Here is an 18,039-nt window from a genome sequence, read left to right on the forward strand (position 1 = left end):
TTCGCGGCGGACTTGAGCGGGAAGCGTGAGCGGGGAAGGTGCCTGCGCCTAGTAGGCCAGGGCGCGGTCCAGCGCCTCGAGGATCCGGTCGATGTCCGGGAGGTAGTCTTCCTCGACCTTGGCCACCGGGTACGGCATGTGGAAGCCGCCCACACGGATCACGGGTGCCTCCAATGAGAGGAATGCCCGTTCGCTGATCCGGGCTGCGATCTCGCCGCCGATGCCGCCGAACGTCGGCGCCTCATGCGCCACAACAAGCCGGCCCGTCTTCTTGGCGGACGCTGTGACGGTGTCGAAGTCGATCGGTGAAATGGAGCGCAGGTCGATGACCTCGATGCTGTGGCCGTCCTCGGCAGCGGCGTCGGCAGCGGCAAGGGCCACCGGCACGAGCGGTCCGTAGGCCACCACTGTGGCGTCCGTGCCCTCGCGGAGCACATGCGCCTTGAACGGATCGGCCGAAGCGCCTGGTGAATCGGTGTCAACCTCGCCCTTGAGCCAGTAGCGGCGCTTGGGTTCGAAGACGATCACGGGATCTTGGCATTCCACTGCCTGCCGGATCATCCAGTAGGCGTCGTGGGCGTTGGACGGTGTGATGATCCGCAGGCCGGCAGTGTGGGCGAACAGCGCCTCCGGTGATTCCGAATGGTGCTCAATGGAGCCGATACCGCCGCCGTAAGGGATCCGGACGACGACGGGAACGGTGAGGTTGCCGTTGCTGCGGGCGTGCATCTTGGCCAGCTGGGTGGTGATCTGGTTGAAGCCGGGGAACACAAACCCGTCGAACTGGATCTCGCAGACGGGCAGGTAGCCGCGCAGGGCGAGGCCGATGGCCGTGCCGATGATGCCGGACTCGGCCAGCGGTGTGTCCACCACGCGGTCCGCGCCGAACTCCGCAAGGAGGCCGTCGGTGACGCGGTAGACGCCGCCCAGGGCTCCGATGTCCTCGCCCATGAGCAGGGTCCGCGGGTTGTTGTCCAGGGTAGCGCGCAGGCCCTCGTTAATGGCCTTGGCTATGGTCATGGTGGTCATCAGCGGGCCACTCCTGTCGCTGCTTCATCGGGGTCCGGGCTGCCGGGTCCAGCACTGTCAGGTTCAGCGCTGTCGCGCTCCGCCGTTTCGGCGAACCCTGCGCTGTATTCCTCAAACCAGGCCAGTTCCTCGGCCACCAAGGGGTGGGCCTCGACGTAGGTGTTGGCGAAGGCGGTCCGGATGTCCGGGGTCTCAAGGTCGTAGGTGGTCTTGCGGACGTAGGCGGCGAGTTCGTCGCCGTCGGCCTTAACCTGTTCAAAGAACGCGTCATCGGCCAGTCCCTCGGCCCGCAGGTACTTTTCCAGGCGGTCCAGCGGATCCTTGGCGCGCCATAGGGCTTCCTCGGCGGATTCCCGGTACTTCGTGGGGTCATCAGCCGTGGTGTGCGCACCGACGCGGTACGTGAACGCCTCGATCAGCACCGGTCCCTTGCCCTCACGGGCGTGTTCGAGCGCCCACTCGGTCACGGCGTGGACGGCGATCGCATCGTTGCCGTCCACCCGGATTCCCGGGAAACCGTAACCCTTGGCACGGTTGGACAGCGGAATGCGGGTCTGCACCGAGCTGGGAACGGAGATGGCCCAGTGGTTGTTCTGGCAGAAGAACACCACCGGCGCGTTGTAGGAGGAAGCGAACACCATGGATTCGTGGACGTCGCCCTCGGAACTGGCACCGTCACCGAAGTAGACCATCACGGCGGCCTTGGGCTCGGCCGGCCCGTCCGCCGCCCCATCCGCGGCGACTGCAGCGGCCGCGAGCTTCTGGTCCCGCTGGATTCCCATTGCGTAGCCGACAGCGTGCGGTGTCTGCGCGGCGAGGACCAGGGTGTAGAGATGGAAGTTGGTGTCCTTCGGGTTCCAGCCACCGTTCGAGACGCCGCGGAACTGGCGCAGGAGCTCCGCGAGGTCCACATTGCGGGTCAGCGCCACGCCATGCTCGCGGTAGGTGGGGAAGATGTAGTCCTGAGGCTGGCTGGCCCGCCCGGAGCCGATCTGCGCAGCCTCCTGGCCGGTCAGCGGGACCCACAGGGCTAGCTGGCCTTGGCGCTGGAGTGCGGTTGCCTCCACATCAAAGCGGCGGATCTTGGCCATGTCAGCGTAGAAGCCGCGCAGCTTTTCACCGTCCAGCCGATCCGCATACGCAGAGAAGACCGGGTCTGTCCCCAGGGTCCCGTCAGGCGCCAACAGCTGCACCATAGGCTCGGCCGGGCCGCCCAGTTGGGCCTCGGCCGCAGCCTCGAGCTGGTCGTCTGCCGCTGTCTCATCGAACTCGGTGGAGGGCAGATGTGTGGCGCCCATACCGTCTCCTTGCTTGCCGCATGCGGATGCATTGCAATGTCGCTGGGATATATGCCGCCCGAGGAATGCATTCCCCTGTTGGCATATATATTGGCTTTCTGATCCTTACTTTATCTTCAGTAGGTGCCGCTCCTGATGCATGTTAAGCATTAGGAAGGTCGTGGCGCCTTTGTATAGTTCGCACAGAGCTCGAGGAAGCGGGTGTTGGCCTCCGGCTCGCCGATGCTGACCCGCACGCCTTCACTACCGAAGGCGCGCACCGAAAGCGCCTGCGTGCCCGCCAGCTCGGCAAATTCCGAGCTGTTTTCGCCGAGGTTCAACCAGACGAAGTTGCCTTGCGCCTCAGGCACAAACCAGCCCAGCTCACGGAGCCCGGAGGTTACGCGGGTGCGTTCGTCCACGATGCTTTGTACCCTTTCTACAACCTGTGGGTAATTCTGCAGCGAAACAATGGCGGCCTGTTCGGCGATCTGTGACACGGCGAAGGGCGTGGCCGCGACGCGCAAGTGCTGGGTGAGCCCGGGGTTCGAGAGGCTGTAGCCCACGCGCAGGCCCGCCAGCCCGTGCGCCTTGGAGAACGTCCGGAGCACCACAACGTTCGGGTATTTGCGATACATCGCGATGCCGTCCACGGCGTCTTCGGAGCGGACGAACTCCTGGTATGCCTCGTCAATGACCACCACAACGTCGGCCGGGACCGCCTGGATGAACCGCTCCGTTTCGGCAGTGGTCAGGATGGGCCCCGTGGGGTTGTTCGGAGTGCAGAGCAGGATGACCCGGGTCCGGACCGTGACGGCTGCGGCCATGGCGTCAAGGTGGTGGCGTCCGTCTGCCGTCAGTGGGATGCGGACGCTTTCCGCGCCCACCAGGCCCACGCTGATGGGATAGGCCTCGAAGGACCGCCACGCATAGATCACTTCGTCGGCTTTGCCGTCCTCGTTCTGGCCCGCGAACGTGGACAGCAGCTGGTTCAGGGCGCCGAGGCTTCCAGCACCGGTGACCACGTCCTCGGCCGGCACATCCAGGAACTCGGCGAGCGCAGCACGAAGCTTGCTGCTGAGAGGGTCGGGGTAGCGGTTGAAGTCAGTCTGGCTGGAAATCGCCTCCAGCACCGCCGGAAGAGGGGGCAGGGGGTTCTCATTGGAGGAGAGCTTGTAGCTGGCCAGCCCATCCGCGGCGACGGGAGGCTTTCCTGCGGCGTAGCGGGGAAGCCGGCCAACCACGGGGCGCGGCCGGATTTCGCCAGGCAGGATCTCTGATGAAGTCATGCAAACTAGCCTACTTCGCCTGAACGCCACGGATTGGGCGGGCGCCCAGGCGGGGCTCAGGGGCAATGTGACAGCATGGGCGTATGCGCTCTTTTATTGTTCGAGTCCTCATCAACGGGCTGGCCCTCTGGATTGCCAGCTGGATACTACCGGGCCTGGATATCTCTACTTCGGCCACTACCGAGGCGGTGGCCAACACGGGCGTAACGCAGGGCACGGAGACCGTCGGCATCATTCTCGCGTACCTGTTCATCGGGTTGATCTTCGGCGTGGTGAACGCGTTTGTACGCCCCCTGGTCAGCTTCCTGTCCTTGCCCATCACCATCCTCACGCTGGGGCTGTTCACCATCGTCATCAACGCCGCCATGCTGTATCTGACGTCCTGGCTCAGCAGTTACACGCCGGTGCATTTCACCATCGACTCGTTCTTCTGGACGGCGGTCCTCGCGGCCATCATCATCACGCTCATTTCGCTGGTGGCGGGCCGGGTGCCGGGCGGCCGCCGGCGCTAACGGGCGGATCACCTCGCCCGGTCAATCTGAGACGGCCGCGGTGGGGAGTGTGGCATGGGCCGCGGTACGGGCCCGGGCGGCGTCCCGGGAGGCTTCGCGCGCGTCAGCGCAAAACGTGTGGCCGTTGCCGTGCCGCCTGCCCCCAGGACGCCGCTCAGGACGGCGGTTGACGCCGTGAGCGAAGGATCGTCGCTCTCCGCGACAAGCCGTGCGCCTCCCGTGTAGTTGCTGAGCCTGTGGCCTGGACCAATACCGAATTCGCCACCTTCGGGCGTGGTTACTGGGCTGTTGAGGGTCACCGTAACCCGGTTTCTGGCGTCCGGGTTCGGTGTGCCGTCAGTTCCCGGCACCCAATCCTGCCTATGCTCCAGATGGAGAGCAGTGACGTCGGCGTCCGGAACAATGCCACCTACGGGAGACCCTGCAGTGAGCACATATTTCATGTCGTACTCGTTGAGGAACAGTTCGTCGGCCGCAAGGTTCATGGCATGGATTCCACCTTGGCTGTAACCCACGGCAACTACGGGCGCACCCTTTTCTGCGCCGGCATCCTGCAAGGCCCGCAACACCGCCGCGTTGATTTCTGCGGAGTTGTGACCCAGCCCTTCAACGATTCCGGCTTCATCGAAGGGATTCACTCCGCCCATTTCGCCTCCCGTCTGCGTTCCGGGAATGACCACCACGTAGACCTTCTGTCCCCCGTTATCCACCTCGATGACTTCCACGTAGCCCTCACCCCGCTCACCAATGATCCGTGCCCGTTCCAGGAGGGAAGCCGGCGAGCCATCGAACTCAATAGGCAGCGTTTCCTTCCGGTCCACCGTGACCGGACGCGGCTGCAGAATGCGGACGGAACTCCCTGCCGCGCCGTTGAGCATGGGAACGGCCGCCGCGACGTGCCTGCCGGCCGCCATGTCTGCCCCGAGCGCTACCAAAAAGCGCTCCGGCGCGACTGCGAGCAAGGCCGCAAGGGCCACAGGGCCCGCGGCGAGTTCCGCGACTTCCCTGTTGGGAACAAAGCCCAACCCGAGATCTCCCGCCTGCCGACCGAGAGTTTCGGTGCTGGTCAGGCTGCCGCCAATTCCGCGCGAGAAACCCGCCCATGCTTCCGCCGTCTCGTAGTCCCATTTGCAGTCCCGTACCTGCTGGCTGATTCGCTGCAGCTCCACGCGGACGGCCTGGACGCTCCACTGCGCCTCGCCGAGGCCAATCAAGGCCGCCGTTCCGGTGGGACGCGCTTCGTCCTGGTAGGGGCACAGGTCTTCCCAGATGCGGCGCACCTCCACTTCCACTCCAGCCAACTCCCCCGCAGCAGCGTCGAGCTTTTCGGCGCCGCCTATGAGCTCCTCCAACTGAAAACTGATGCCACCAACGCCTCCCCTGATTTCCATGCCCCCGTCCACGGCAGGCCGTGTCAGCTGGATGGGTCCGCCGCTCCCGGACGGGGTCACCTCGGCCATCAGTACCGCCCCGCCGAGTCGCCGGCCGAAGCTCCCACCGCCTGCGCGTGACGTCGCACCGAAGACAACGCGTCCTCGAGTCTCACGCGTGCCCTTCCAAGCGCCGCCTCCTGGAGGGCTACCGAATTCCGGTATGCCCGCCCCGCGGGAGACTGCCAGTCCAGGAGCTGGATCTCGCGAAAGCCGCCGAGGACCTTTTCCACCCTCCCCAAGCAAAGGTCAATCCGAGCCGCCAACTGCTGAACCTCATAACCGCGCGACATGCATGCCGCCATGTCGGCTGCCGTCACGTCACTGCCCATGCCCGTTCCCCCTTCCGGCTACCCGTATGACTATCTGATCCGTCAACGCCAAGTCCTGAACCCCGACGCTACGGAAAGCCGCCCACACGGCGGAAGCACCGCCGTCGGCTATGTGGACAAGTCACGCGCTGTTCACATCAGCCGGACCGCTTAAGCGGCAGTGAAGAGTTCATGAAACAATCAGCACATGCCTGAAACTGCCGCCACAGCTGATACCCGCACGCCCTCCGGACGCCTGGCCTTTGCCGCGTCACCGGACCAGATCGCCCTGGGTCCGCTGGACGGCCGCTACCAGTCCGCCGTCGCGCCCCTCGTTGACTACCTGTCCGAGGCAGCCCTGAACCGTGACCGTGTGGCCGTGGAAGTCGAGTGGCTCATACACCTGACCAGCAACAACGTCCTCCCCGGCGCAGGCCAGCTCACCGCGGAACAGCAGGAAAAGCTCCGCGCGATCGTCACCGAATTCAACTCAGCCTCGGTGTCCGAGCTCGCCGAAATCGAAGCCGTAACCGTCCATGACGTGAAGGCAGTGGAGTACTACATCGGCCGCCGCCTGCCCGCCGTCGGCATCGAGAACCTGACCGCCATGGTCCACTTCGGCTGCACGTCCGAGGACATCAACAACCTCTCCTACGCACTGGGCGTCAAGGGTGCTGTGGAGGACGTGTGGCTGCCCGCCGCACGCGCCCTCGTTGCCCAGATCAGCAAGATGGCCGAGGACAACCGCGCGGTCCCCATGCTGTCCCGCACGCACGGCCAGCCCGCTACGCCCACCACCCTGGGCAAGGAACTGGCCGTCATCGCGCACCGCCTGACCCGCCAGCTGGACCGGATCGCCAAGACCGAATACCTGGGCAAGATCAACGGCGCCACCGGAACGTACGCAGCCCACGTCGCATCCGTTCCGGGCGCGGACTGGCAGCACGTGGCCAGGTCCTTCGTGGAGGGCCTGGGCCTGACCTGGAACCCGCTGACCACCCAGATCGAAAGCCACGACTGGCAGGCCGAGCTGTATGCCGACGTCGCCCGGTTCAACCGGATCCTGCACAACGTCTGCACGGACATGTGGAGCTACATCTCCATCGGCTACTTCGCCCAGATCCCCGTGGCCGGCGCCACCGGTTCCTCCACCATGCCGCACAAGGTCAACCCCATCCGCTTCGAGAACGCCGAGGCCAACCTGGAGATTTCCTCCGGCCTCCTGGACGTGCTGGGCTCCACGCTGGTGACCTCCCGCTGGCAGCGCGACCTCACGGACTCCTCCAGCCAGCGCAACATCGGCGTGGCGTTCGGCCACTCCCTCCTGGCGATCTCCAACGTGGCCAAAGGCCTGGACCGGCTCGACGTTGCCGAAGACGTGCTCGCCGGCGACCTGGACACCAACTGGGAAGTCCTGGGCGAGGCCATCCAGATGGTCATGCGCGCCGAGGCGATCGCCGGCGTCGAAGGCATGGAAAACCCGTACGAGCGGCTCAAGGACCTCACCCGCGGCCAGCGTGTGGATGCCGCCCGCATGCAGGAATTCGTTCAGAGCCTGGGACTCTCGGCCGAGGCCGAGGCGCGGCTGCTCGCCCTCACACCGGGCAAGTACACCGGCATCGCGGACCAGCTGGTGGACCACCTCAAGTAAGCCGGCACGCTCGGCCATAAACGTACGACGGCGGCGCCGGGTCCTTTGAGGGCCCGGCGCCTTCCGGTGGTTGAGCTTGCCGAACCCGGTTGCGGTGCCGCGCCCTGTTCGTTCCCGCCCGGTTGCCGGCCCGGCTACAGGCGGAGCGCGGGCGACACGCCGTGTCTTGCCACCCGCGGGCACCAGCAAACCGGGGAGGAACGCACGACGTCGGCCCGGCAGGCAGACGCCGAATCGCGCCGCCGGGTGCGAAACTGGAGTCATGAAGCTGCTGCTCATCCGCCACGGACAGACCCCCGGCAACGTACTCGGCCAGCTGGACACTGCCCACCCAGGGCCCGGGCTGACCGAGCTGGGCGAACGCCAGGCCGAGGCCATGGCGCGGTCCCTGGCCAGCGAGCAGATAGGCGCCCTGTACGCATCGACGCTTCTGCGGACCCAGATCACGGCCGCCCCGCTATCCCGGCTCCACGGGCTTCGCGTTGAAGTCCTGGACGGTCTGCACGAAATCGAAGCAGGGGCACTGGAGAAACTGACCGACCACGAGTCGCACATGCGGTATATGGGCACAGTGTTCGCGTGGGCAGCCGGTGACCTGGACCGCAGGATGCCTGCAGGCGCGGACGGCCACGAGTTTTTCGAGCGGTACGACGCCGCCATCAGCCGGATTGCCGAGCACGCGGCCAGCAACGGGGACTCCGCCGTCGCGGCCGTGGTGAGCCACGGCGCCGCCATCCGCACCTGGACAGGGCTCCGCGCCGCCGGCGCCGACCATGAGTTCGCGGCCCGCCACGTCCTGTCCAACACCGGCATCGTGGCCCTCGAAGGGGACCCCGGCGCCGGCTGGAAGTTGATCCACTGGGACGGGAGCCCGGTGGGCGGCCTCGCTCTTGCAGATCCGACCGCCGAGGACCCCACCGGCGCCCCGGGGTAGTAGGCAAGTTCTTCGTTCCCTTACGCACCGGTAACACGGCGTTAACCGCACGCCCGTAGGCTTAATCTGCATCACCCTTCGGCGAAACGAGGCAGTCATGCAGACCAATCCGCGGCTCAACATCAGGTCCGTCACGTGGTCCAACCCCGTGGGCGCCGATCTGCGCAGGGCCCAGCAGGCGGAACTGGACGCCCGCTTCGGTACCCCTGACCACGAACCGGGGACCCCGCCGTCGGGCGCTGACTGTGCCGTGTTCCTGGTGGCGTACGACAAAGGCTCGGGACAGCCCGTGGGCTGCGGCGGACTCAGGCTCCTGGACAGCGCCACGGCCGAAATCAAGCGGCTTTACGTGCTCCCGTATACGCGGGGATCGGGCGTGGCCAGCTCCATCCTGGCCGCCCTCGAAGCCGAGGCGCACAAGCAGGGAATCACGCGTATCACGGCCGAAGCAGGCTCGGCGCAGCCGGACGGCCGGAACTTCTACGAGAACTCCGGTTTTGAATCCGTCCCCAACTTTGGCGCTTACGTGGGCGTGGAGCATTCGTACTGCTACGCCAAGTCGATTGACTCGCACAGCGCCGCCCACACTGCGATGACCTGAACCAAATCCGGGCGGCGGTCCGTTACACAACAACAACTACGACGTAACGTGCGCCGCGGCACGCTAACCTCGCCATATGGAATCCACTGACATCACTTTCCGCACCCGCAAATGGATCCGGCCGGAGGACCTGAATGCCAACGGGACCCTCTTCGGCGGAAGCCTGCTGAAATGGATCGATGAGGAAGCCGCGATCTACGCCATCCTCCAGCTTGGCAACGGCCGAGCGGTCACGAAGTACATCTCGGAGATCAACTTCGTGAGCTCCGCAGTGCAGGGAGACCTGGTGGAAATGGGCCTGACGGCAACGCGCTTCGGCCGGACGTCACTGACCATGCGCGCCGAAGTCCGCAACATGATCACCCGCCAAAGCATCCTCACCATCGAAGAGATCGTCTTTGTGAACCTCAGCCCGGCCGGCAAACCCGAGCCCCACGGCTACACCGAAATCACGTATGAGCGGGACCGGATTCCCACTCATCACCTGACCGAAACCCTCATCCAGGACTGAGGCGGGACTGACGCAGTACCGGGCTGACATCGGCCGGCGGGGCGCTGTCGGGGCGGGAACGCCGGCCGTTTGCCATGGGTCCCTGGGGCGTACGGCATAGGATCGATAGCCGGACCCATTGAAAGGACCCTCTTGGCCAAGCTCTACTTCCGCTACGGCGCCATGAACTCCGGAAAGTCCACCGGACTCCTGCAGGCCGCCTTCAATTACGAGGAGCGGGGCCAGCGCGTCCTCCTCGCCAAGCCCGGTGTGGACACCAAAGGCGATACCGACATTGTTTCCCGGCTGGGCATGACACGGTCCGTGGACTTTCTTCTCTCCGCCACCACCCCGGTGCGCGAGCTGTTCGCCGCCCATGCGGCCGGCGATGACCCGGACGCCCTGCTGGAGCACGTGGACCAGAAGCCGGTGGCCTGTTTTCTAGTGGACGAGGCACAGTTTCTGACCCCGGACCAGGTGGATGACCTGTTCCGCATCGCCGTCCTGGACAACGTCCCGGTACTTGCTTATGGCATCAGGACGGACTTCCTGACCCACGCCTTCCCGGGATCACGCCGGCTCATGGAGGTCGCCCACACGCTGGAAGAGCTCAAGACCATTTGCCGGTGCGGGCGCAAGGCCATCTTCAACACCCGGCGCGTTGGCAACGAGGTGGTGTTCGACGGCGACCAGGTCGCCATCGACGGCCAGGACGTCTGGTACGAATCCCTGTGCGGCTCCTGCTACCTCGAGGAGTCCGGCGGCCGCCTGGGCTCCTAGACGTCCTGTCCGGCGGCTGAGCGTCCAGCGGCTCAGCGTACCCCGGGCCAGCCGGTGTACGCCTCGGCCAGGTAAGCCATTCCGTGTTTCGACGAGACAACCGAGTTAAGCTCGCCGAGCTGGCGGGCGCGGGAGAATGCGTCCGCCTCGGCGGAGGTATGCAGCATAGTGGTCATCCAGTAGGAGAACTGCTGCGCCTTCCAGACCCGCTCCAGTGCAAGGTCGCTGTAGGAATCGAGCAGGACAGTGGAGCCGCTGGCGTAGAACGAATCCAACCCTTCGAAGAGCACCTTAACGTCGTGGATGGCCAGGTTGAGGCCCTTGGCGCCGGTGGGCGGAACCGTGTGGGCCGCGTCGCCGGCCAGGAACAGGTTTCCGTGGCGCATGGGGGTGTGCACGAAGCTTCGGAATGGCAGGACCATCTTGTCGATGACCGGCCCCTCCTTGAGCTCGAAGCCGTTGCCGTTGACCCGGCTGCGGAATTCCGCCCAGATCCGGTCATCATCCCAGTCAGCCACGTTTTCCTTGGGATCACACTGGAAGTACATCCGCTGGACGGTTTCAGTCCTCTGGCTGATCAGGGCGAACCCGTTGTCCGAGTTGGCGTAGATCAGCTCATCGGAACTGCGCGGGGCTTCGGCCAAGATGCCGAACCAGGCGAACGGGTATTCGTGGAAGTACCGCTTGCGGCCGGCTTCCGGGATCTGGACTCGGCAATGGCTGCGTGAACCGTCCGCGCCCACCAGAAACTCTGCCTGGATCTCATACTCCACCCCCTCGGCGTCGGTGAACCAGACCTTCGGCTTGCCCTCGAGGTCATGGACGGTGGTGTCAGTGACGCTGTAGCGGACGTCGCCGCCGTCGGCCTTCCGCCGGGCGGCGAGGTCCAGGAAGACGTCAGTCTGCGGGTAGAGCCAGACTGACTCCCCCACGAGGTCTTTGAAGTCGATGCGGTGGCTTTCGCCGTTGAACCGCAGCTCGATGCCGTCATGCCGGTCGCCGTCGCGCAGCACCCGGTCCGAGACCCCGCTGTCCACGAGCAGGTTGACGGTGCCGTGCTCCAGAATTCCCGCCCGGACCGTTTCGGAGATGTCCTTGTGGCTGCGGACCTCAATCACGGTGGTGTCGATGCCAGCCTTGGCCAACAGGTGGGAAAGCATAAGGCCGGCGGGTCCGGCGCCCATGATGGCCACCTGGGTGGTGATGATCTTGCGTGCTGCCATGACTATTCTCGCTTCGTTGCGGGGCCCTCGTTGGTGGCCGGGCGGTGATTGGTTCTTGCTAACAGCGTGCGGCAGGCAACGTGACCTGCGTTAGACCAATTCCATTCAACGGAAGCACAAATTAGACTCCCTGGCCTCCGAGCCTGCGCGCGATACCCCGCGCCGCGGTCTGCAGAGCGGGCACCAGCGACTGCAGACCCACCTCCCGCAGCGGAACCACGACGCCGGGTGCGGCCACTGCGTGCTGCCTGCCATCCAGCACGGGGACTGCGATGCCCCTCGTGTCCGGATCCACCACGCCCGCCAATTGCGCGAACCCCTGATGGCCCGTTTCGCTGAGCACGGCACGCACGGCGGCCGCCGCGGTGAATCCCCGGAGACTGAATTTGCCATATCCGCCGCTTCCATTCAATGGTGATGATAGGTGGCCCCCAGATCACCCTCTGCGCACGCGCCGCCAGAGGGCAGGTGCCAGCACCACGGCAATGCCGACGGCGGCACCAATCACCGTCTCGACGATCCGGTCCCGGAGCAGAATGGTGGGCGACGCCGGCACCACGAGCAGCGTGGAGATCAAGGCCAGCGGCGTGACGAAGAGCTGCGCCAGCACGTACTGGCGGGCGATGAACAACTCCGCGCCGAACTGGCACAGCGCGATGACCAGCACCGTCTGCCACGGTGCCAGGCCCAGCAGCAGGATGACGGCCAGCACGGCGAGCCCCAGCACGGTGCCGATGATCCTCTGCACGCCGCGGCGGACGCGGTGCACAGTGGTGTGCCCCACCAGCGGCACCACCGCTGCCACCATGGCCCAGTAGTTGTGGCCAAAGCCCAAGCGTTGCCCCACCAGGGTCGCCAGCGAACCGGCCAGCCCGGCTGCCACAAAATAGCCCAGGCCCTCCAGCCAGGCCGCCCGCCGCTCGTCCGGAGTGCGGCGGAGCGGGCGCGGCCGGACCCAGGGTGTGCGGTGGCTGGGCAGCACCCGTGCAGAGAAGCCGATCAGCAGGCAGAAGGCGGTGGTGAGGACGGACACCAGCATGCCTTCCAGGAGCGGCGGCTGGTTGGGGATCGAGGCAATGGCTGCGAAGGCGAAGATATGAAACAGGGACCCGGCGGGCCGCAGCCGAAGCCAGGAGATGGCCACCGAACAGCCGCCCGCCACCAACGTGGTGGCCAGGACCAGGAGCCAGGTGGCTCCGGCCCCGTCCAGTCCCCAGGCCGCGCCGGCGCGGGCCGCGAGAACTGCCAGCAAGATGACAAGCAGCATCAGCAGGCCGGCGCGGAGCTGAAGGAAGAAGCGGGATCCATGGGGCTCGCCGCGGCCGTAGATCCCGGTGAAGGCGCCGAAAGAGGCGAAGATCGCCAAGTCCAGCCGGCCCAGCAGCACCAGGGTCAGGAGCGGAACAAACACGCCCACGGCGCACCGGAGCGCCGGCTGGTGGTCCTTGTTTGCCGGAGCGGTGCTGAACATCTCAGCGAGGATCTTCACGTGCTGATGGCGCCTTCCTGCAGTACAACCGGTACATCTCTGACGGGCGGCCGCGCTGACGTCCACATCGATCCTACGCCGCAGCCTGTTCCCACAATCGGAACGGCAGGGCAACGCCGCCGAAACACCACCCTGTGATCCTTGAGGCATGAAGCCCACTGCAAGGAACCCTGCCGCGGCTGATTTGAGCTGTGAAGTCTGCGGCCTGATGCCGGAACCCACCAAGACCCGCCTGACCGTGGCCAACGTGGCAGTCATGCTCCCGATCGAACTGCTGGTCCATGCCCTCGTGGTGGAAACTCACCTGCCGTATCTTGCCAAGGTGCTGGTCCTCACGCTCACGGCCACCGTGCTGGTGATTTGGGTGGCGGAGCCCTCCGCCGCCCGGATGCTCCGCGGCTGGCTGCACGCGCCGGCGCTCCGGCACCACAGGAAGCTGGGCAGCGCACCGGCGTTGTGGCGGGCGCGCACGGTGCTCCAGGACCACCCGGGGTCGTTGCAGAAGATCACCCGGGCGCTGGCCCGCCTGGACACCAACATCCTCAGCATCCACGTGCACCCCGTTGCCGGCGGCGTGCTGGACGAGTTTGTGCTCTCGGCGCCCGGGAACCTCAGCGAACGGCACCTGCTGGAGGCACTGCAGGACGGCGGCGGCTCGGGTTCGCGGGTCTGGCCCACCACTGCCCTGGCCATGGCGGACGGCCAGACGAAAGCGCTGAGCCTGGCGGCCAGGATCGCCGATGCCCCGGACGAACTTCCGCTGGCAGTCGCCGAGCTGCTCCGCGCCCGCATCCTCACCCCCGCAGAGGCCGCCCTGGAAACGGACGACGCCGGCACCCGCCTGAAGATCCCCACCGCCTGGCACGGACCCATCATCTTCGCCCGACCCGGCGAACCGTTCACACCCGCCGAGTCAGCCCGTGCACACCGGCTCGCCGAGCTCGCCGAAATCCTGGCCCACCGGCAGGCGCCCGCTCCCCGCATGTAGGTCCCAGCCAATGTAGGTAGCGCTATCTGTCGTTATAGGGCCTCAAAACGACAGATAGCGCTACCTAGTTGGGCTACATCCGGATGGTCAACGCGCCGGGCTCAATGGTCATCAGGACGTGCTTGCCGTCGCCTTCGTGGTCGCCGTCGAGCTGGTAATCGTCGTTGTGTTCGAGCGTGATCTCCACGGATTTGCCCTGGTAGTACTCCACGGACGTGTTCTTGCCGCGGCCCTTGCCGATCATGCCGGCGATCACGGAGAACCACCCGAGTTTCCCCCTCGGAGCCAGCACCGCGACGTCCAGCAGTCCGTCATCCATCTTGGCCTCGGGGAAGATCTCCAGTCCGCCCTGGACCTTGCCGCAGTTACCCACCATCACGCTGCGGACCCCGCGGTGAACTACAGTTTTGCCGTCGAGGACGATGGTTGCCTTCACCGGCTTGCCGGGCAGGTTCCGGATGCCGGCGTCCACGTAGGCCAGCCAGCCCACCTTGTCCTTGAGGTCCTCATTGGTGTCGGCCATGATGGTGGCGTCGTAGCCCACGCCAGCCATGACCAGGAAGACCTGCTCCTTGTCCGGATCATTGCGGGCGGCCCGGACCACGTCGATCTTCCGCTCGGTGCCCGCCAGTGCCCCGGCCATGGCGCCGTCAAAGTCCGTGACGTCCATGCCCAGGTTCCGGGCCAGGAGGTTTCCCGTGCCGAACGGAAGCACCCCCATGGGCACATCGCCGCCGGAAAGGACCTCGGCCACACACCGCACGGTACCGTCGCCGCCGGCAGCAATAACGACGTCGGCCCCTTGCTTGAGTGCCTCCATCGCCTGGCCGACGCCGGGATCCTCCTTGGTTGTCTCCAGCCAGATGGGTTCGCCCCACCCGTTCTCCGAGCAGTGCTTGGCCGCCAGGGCACGTAAGTCGATGTCCACCGGCTTGGCAGGATTGATGATGATGGCCGGGCGCTTGAGGGAAGTGGAGCTGTTGGCTGTCATGGCGTCCTTCGGGTGACGGGAAATGTGCCTGTTGTGGAAAGCGTACTTGGCTACAGGGCCTTCACGGCGCCCAACACCTTGGCCAGGGAATCCTTGGCATCGCCGAAGAGCAGCGAGGTCTGCGGCTCGTACAGAAGCTCGTTCTCAATTCCCGCGAATCCTGGCCGCATGGAGCGTTTCAGGAAGATCACCTGCCGGGCGTCGGCCACTTCCAGGATGGGCATGCCGTAGATCGGCGAACCGGAGGACGTCTTCGCGGCGGGGTTCACCACGTCGTTGGCTCCCACCACCAAAGCGACGTCGGCCATCCGGAACTCGGAGTTGATCTCGCCCATCTCCTTGAGCGATTCGTACGGCACGTTCGCCTCGGCCAGTAGCACGTTCATGTGCCCGGGCATGCGGCCGGCCACGGGATGGATAGCGAAGTCCACCTCGATGCCTCTGGCTTCGAGGGCCAGAGCCAGCTCGGCCGCTGTGTGCTGGCCCTGCGCCACCGCCAGGCCGTAGCCGGGGACAATGATCACCCGCTGCGCATAGCCCAGGAGCACGGCGACGTCCTCCGGGCTGGAGGACCTGACGGGACGTTCGCTCACGGCGGTGGATCCCGCCGTCGAACCTCCCTTGAAGGCGCCGAACAGGATGCCGGCCACGCTGCGGCCCATCGCGGCGGCCATGGCCCTGGTGAGGATGGTACCGGAGGCGCCCACCAGCGTGCCGGCCACCACCAGCAGCACGTTGCCCAGAACCACACCGGACGCCGCAACGGCCAGGCCGGTGAACGCGTTCAGGAGCGAGATGACGATTGGCACGTCCGCGCCGCCCACCGGCAGCACCAGCAGCGCGCCCGCGGCCAGGCCCAGCACCATCAGCAACACAGCGAGCGCCAGGGAACCGGTCAGGACGACGGCGACGGCCGTTCCCACCGCTGCGAGCAGCACCGCGGCCATCACCACGGGGAGGCCCGGGAACACCACCGGCCGGGTGGTCATAAGCTCCTGGAGTTTGGCGAAGGTGATCCCGGAGCCGGCGAAGGACACGGCCCCCACCAGGAGGGTGAACACGATGGCCAGCCGGACCCAGGGGTCGGCGGTATGGCTGAGTTCCAGCAGCGCCACCAGGGCTGCGGCGCCGCCGCCCACCCCGTTGAACAGCGCCACCAGCTGGGGCATCTGGGTCATCTGCACGCGCCGGGCCACCGGTGCGGCCACCGCTGACCCCAGCGCGATGGCACCGAGGATCCAGGGGATGTTGTCCAGCCGCGCGGAAAGGAAGACCGTGACGACGGCGAGCAGCGCACCGAAAGCGCCGATCAGGTTGCCGCGCCGGGCAGTCCGGGGCGAGCTGAGGCCGCGGAGCGCCAGAATAAAGAACACCGCCGCGGCGAGGTAAAGGAGCGAGGTCCAGACCGGATCGAGGAGGGTCACTTTGCTTCCTCCTTGCCGGTGGCTTCCTTGACCGGGGCTCCCTGGCGGGCGACGTCCTTGCGGGCACGGAACATGTGCAGCATCCGGTCCGTCACCACAAAGCCGCCCACCAGGTTGGCGGTGGCCAGCACCACGGCAAGCAGCGCCACGGCCAGGATCCACGGGTCCGCGGCCTGGCCGGCCACGATGATGGCGCCCACCAGGATGATGCCGTGGATGGCGTTGGCGCCGGACATCAGCGGGGTGTGCAGGGTGCTGGAGACCTTGGAAACCACCTCGAATCCCACAAACACCGCCAGCACGGTGACTGTCAGCAGGCTCATGCCGTCCATCAGATTCCCCCCTCGTTCTGGACCCGATTGTTCTGGACCCGGTCGTTCTGGACCTGGGGCGCATGGTCGGGCAGGGCGGGCACAAGTGCCGCCAAAGCTTCGGCCGTGGGCAGGTGCCGCACGGCGCCGTCGTGCGTGAGGCACGCACCCGCGATCACCTCGTCGTCGAAATCGGGGGCAACGGTACCTTCCCGGACCATCAGGGCGAGCAGGTTGGCCACGTTCTTGGCATACAGCCGGGACGCGTCCTGCGCCATTGCGGACGGCGCGTCCTTCAGCCCCACCAGGGTGACGTGGCCCTGACCGTCAGCGGTGGGCACCAGGATGTCCTCGCCGGGAACGGCACCCTCCACGTTGCCGCCGGACTCAGCGGCGAGGTCGACGACGACGGAACCGGGGCGCATGCCCTGCACCATTTGGCGGCTGACGAGGAGCGGTGCGCGCCTGCCGGGGACGGCCGCCGTCGTAATCAGGACATCCGCCGCGGCGACATGCGGGGCGAGGAGTTCACGCTGGAGGGCGCCGCGGTCGGCGCTGAGTTCGCGGGCGTAGCCACCGGAGGCCTCCGCCGTTTCCAGATCCAGTTTGATGAACGTGCCGCCCATCGACGCGACCTCGTCAGCCGAGGCCGGCCGGATGTCGTTGGCGGAGACCCGGGCGCCAAGCCGTTTCGCGGTGCCGATGGCCTGCAGCCCGGCAACCCCGGCGCCGAGCACCAGAACCCGGGCAGGCGGGACGGTACCGGCGGCGGTCATGTACAGCGGGAAGAAGCGCGGCAGCCGGATGGCGGCTTCCAGCACGCAGCGGTAGCCGGCCACCAGGGCCTGGGAGCTGAGCGCATCCATGGACTGGGCCCTGGAGATGCGGGGCACCAGTTCCAGGGCGAACGCGGTGACGCCGGCCTCCACGAGCGCCTGCACGGTGGCGAGTTCGGACGACGGCGAGGCAAGCCCTACGGTGACGGCGCCCCTTTTCAGGGCTGCCGCCGTCGGGGGTTCCAGCGGGCGGACGTGGACCAGGACGTTCAGGTCGCCGGGATCCAGGTCCTGGACGATCCGGGCGCCGGCGGCGGCGTAATCGTGGTCTGAATGGCCGGCGGCGGCCCCTGCTCCTGCCTCGATCAGGACGTCCAGGCCCAGCCCCGCCAGCTGCTCGACCGTTTCCGGCGTGGCGGCCACACGCTGCTCACCCTCATGACGTTCCCGCGGTATGCCCAGTTTCAAACCGCCAACTCCCTTACGGACGTAGTTGGCTCGAGTCTATGGCGCCTTTCGCGAACTGGCAGCTA

The 18,039-nt window shown here is 66.4% G+C and carries 18 protein-coding genes and 1 pseudogene; 8 read left to right on the plus strand and 11 right to left on the minus strand.

Annotated elements, in window-relative coordinates:
• Window positions 1-48 precede the first annotated feature (48 nt).
• From AC50YA_RS07585 to AC50YA_RS07595, 3 genes are all read right to left on the minus strand, one after another.
• Entirely contained in the window at window positions 49-1,029 is a 981-nt protein-coding gene (locus tag AC50YA_RS07585; protein ID WP_463859356.1) for an alpha-ketoacid dehydrogenase subunit beta, read from the minus strand.
• The gene (locus tag AC50YA_RS07590; RefSeq protein WP_494981696.1) at window positions 1,029-2,327 is read right to left on the minus strand and encodes a thiamine pyrophosphate-dependent dehydrogenase E1 component subunit alpha; all 1,299 of its coding nucleotides are present in this window, start codon (window positions 2,325-2,327) and stop codon (window positions 1,029-1,031) included. The genes AC50YA_RS07585 and AC50YA_RS07590 overlap by 1 nt, the downstream gene beginning before the upstream one ends.
• A gap of 149 nt (window positions 2,328-2,476) precedes the next feature.
• The gene (locus tag AC50YA_RS07595; RefSeq protein ID WP_494981697.1) at window positions 2,477-3,595 is read right to left on the minus strand and encodes a histidinol-phosphate transaminase; all 1,119 of its coding nucleotides are present in this window, start codon (window positions 3,593-3,595) and stop codon (window positions 2,477-2,479) included.
• An 83-nt stretch (window positions 3,596-3,678) separates the two neighbouring features.
• Here AC50YA_RS07595 and AC50YA_RS07600 point away from each other — a divergent pair, with 83 nt between their 5' ends.
• A complete protein-coding gene (locus tag AC50YA_RS07600) occupies window positions 3,679-4,107 on the plus strand; it encodes a phage holin family protein (RefSeq protein WP_494981698.1) in 429 nt (142 codons plus the stop codon).
• 8 nt (window positions 4,108-4,115) lie between these two features.
• On the opposite strand, the gene AC50YA_RS07605 is transcribed toward AC50YA_RS07600, so the two are convergent.
• A complete protein-coding gene (locus tag AC50YA_RS07605; RefSeq protein WP_494981699.1) occupies window positions 4,116-5,567 on the minus strand; it encodes a hypothetical protein in 1,452 nt (483 codons plus the stop codon).
• Between the two features lie 261 nt (window positions 5,568-5,828).
• Here AC50YA_RS07605 and AC50YA_RS07610 point away from each other — a divergent pair, with 261 nt between their 5' ends.
• From AC50YA_RS07610 to AC50YA_RS07635, 6 genes are all read left to right on the plus strand, one after another.
• Window positions 5,829-6,023 carry a hypothetical protein gene (locus AC50YA_RS07610; RefSeq protein WP_494981700.1) on the plus strand — a complete coding sequence of 65 codons (195 nt, stop codon included), beginning with the start codon at window positions 5,829-5,831 and terminating at the stop codon, window positions 6,021-6,023.
• A gap of 33 nt (window positions 6,024-6,056) precedes the next feature.
• Window positions 6,057-7,499, plus strand: coding sequence for an adenylosuccinate lyase (gene purB / locus AC50YA_RS07615; protein WP_494981701.1), 1,443 nt, complete (start codon window positions 6,057-6,059; stop codon window positions 7,497-7,499).
• A 262-nt stretch (window positions 7,500-7,761) separates the two neighbouring features.
• Window positions 7,762-8,433: a histidine phosphatase family protein gene (locus tag AC50YA_RS07620; RefSeq protein ID WP_494981702.1), complete on the plus strand. Its 672-nt coding sequence runs from the start codon at window positions 7,762-7,764 to the stop codon at window positions 8,431-8,433.
• A gap of 97 nt (window positions 8,434-8,530) precedes the next feature.
• A complete protein-coding gene (locus tag AC50YA_RS07625) occupies window positions 8,531-9,034 on the plus strand; it encodes a GNAT family N-acetyltransferase (RefSeq protein WP_494981703.1) in 504 nt (167 codons plus the stop codon).
• Between the two features lie 76 nt (window positions 9,035-9,110).
• Window positions 9,111-9,545 carry an acyl-CoA thioesterase gene (locus tag AC50YA_RS07630; protein WP_082575848.1) on the plus strand — a complete coding sequence of 145 codons (435 nt, stop codon included), beginning with the start codon at window positions 9,111-9,113 and terminating at the stop codon, window positions 9,543-9,545.
• A 132-nt stretch (window positions 9,546-9,677) separates the two neighbouring features.
• Complete coding sequence (locus AC50YA_RS07635) at window positions 9,678-10,304, plus strand: thymidine kinase (protein WP_494981704.1); 627 nt, start codon at window positions 9,678-9,680, stop codon at window positions 10,302-10,304.
• Between the two features lie 32 nt (window positions 10,305-10,336).
• Here AC50YA_RS07635 and AC50YA_RS07640 read toward each other — a convergent pair whose 3' ends face one another.
• The 3 genes and pseudogenes from AC50YA_RS07640 to AC50YA_RS07650 all read right to left on the minus strand — a co-directional run bounded on the left by AC50YA_RS07640 (window position 10,337) and on the right by AC50YA_RS07650 (window position 13,016).
• Window positions 10,337-11,527, minus strand: a complete 1,191-nt coding sequence (locus AC50YA_RS07640) for a 4-hydroxybenzoate 3-monooxygenase (protein ID WP_494981705.1) — start codon at window positions 11,525-11,527, stop codon at window positions 10,337-10,339.
• Between the two features lie 121 nt (window positions 11,528-11,648).
• Window positions 11,649-11,888, minus strand: a pseudogene (locus AC50YA_RS07645) (IclR family transcriptional regulator); the annotation flags it as partial.
• A gap of 75 nt (window positions 11,889-11,963) precedes the next feature.
• Entirely contained in the window at window positions 11,964-13,016 is a 1,053-nt protein-coding gene (locus AC50YA_RS07650) for an FUSC family protein (RefSeq protein ID WP_494981706.1), read from the minus strand.
• Window positions 13,017-13,164: 148 nt separating this feature from the next.
• Between AC50YA_RS07650 and AC50YA_RS07655 the strand changes: the two genes are divergently transcribed.
• Window positions 13,165-14,004: an ACT domain-containing protein gene (locus AC50YA_RS07655; protein ID WP_494981707.1), complete on the plus strand. Its 840-nt coding sequence runs from the start codon at window positions 13,165-13,167 to the stop codon at window positions 14,002-14,004.
• 73 nt (window positions 14,005-14,077) lie between these two features.
• Here the strand turns inward: AC50YA_RS07655 and AC50YA_RS07660 are convergent, their stop codons facing one another.
• The 4 genes from AC50YA_RS07660 to AC50YA_RS07675 are packed head-to-tail and all read right to left on the minus strand — an operon-like array spanning window position 14,078 to window position 17,974.
• Complete coding sequence (locus tag AC50YA_RS07660) at window positions 14,078-14,995, minus strand: diacylglycerol/lipid kinase family protein (RefSeq protein WP_494981708.1); 918 nt, start codon at window positions 14,993-14,995, stop codon at window positions 14,078-14,080.
• A gap of 50 nt (window positions 14,996-15,045) precedes the next feature.
• Window positions 15,046-16,419 carry an NAD(P)(+) transhydrogenase (Re/Si-specific) subunit beta gene (locus AC50YA_RS07665; RefSeq protein WP_494981709.1) on the minus strand — a complete coding sequence of 458 codons (1,374 nt, stop codon included), beginning with the start codon at window positions 16,417-16,419 and terminating at the stop codon, window positions 15,046-15,048.
• A complete protein-coding gene (locus AC50YA_RS07670; protein WP_494981710.1) occupies window positions 16,416-16,751 on the minus strand; it encodes an NAD(P) transhydrogenase subunit alpha part 2 in 336 nt (111 codons plus the stop codon). Before AC50YA_RS07670 ends, AC50YA_RS07665 begins: the two co-directional genes overlap by 4 nt.
• Window positions 16,751-17,974, minus strand: a complete 1,224-nt coding sequence (locus AC50YA_RS07675; protein ID WP_494981711.1) for a Re/Si-specific NAD(P)(+) transhydrogenase subunit alpha — start codon at window positions 17,972-17,974, stop codon at window positions 16,751-16,753. Before AC50YA_RS07675 ends, AC50YA_RS07670 begins: the two co-directional genes overlap by 1 nt.
• Window positions 17,975-18,039: the final 65 nt, after the last annotated feature.

This window comes from Pseudarthrobacter sp. RHLT3-21 (assembly GCF_059383495.1).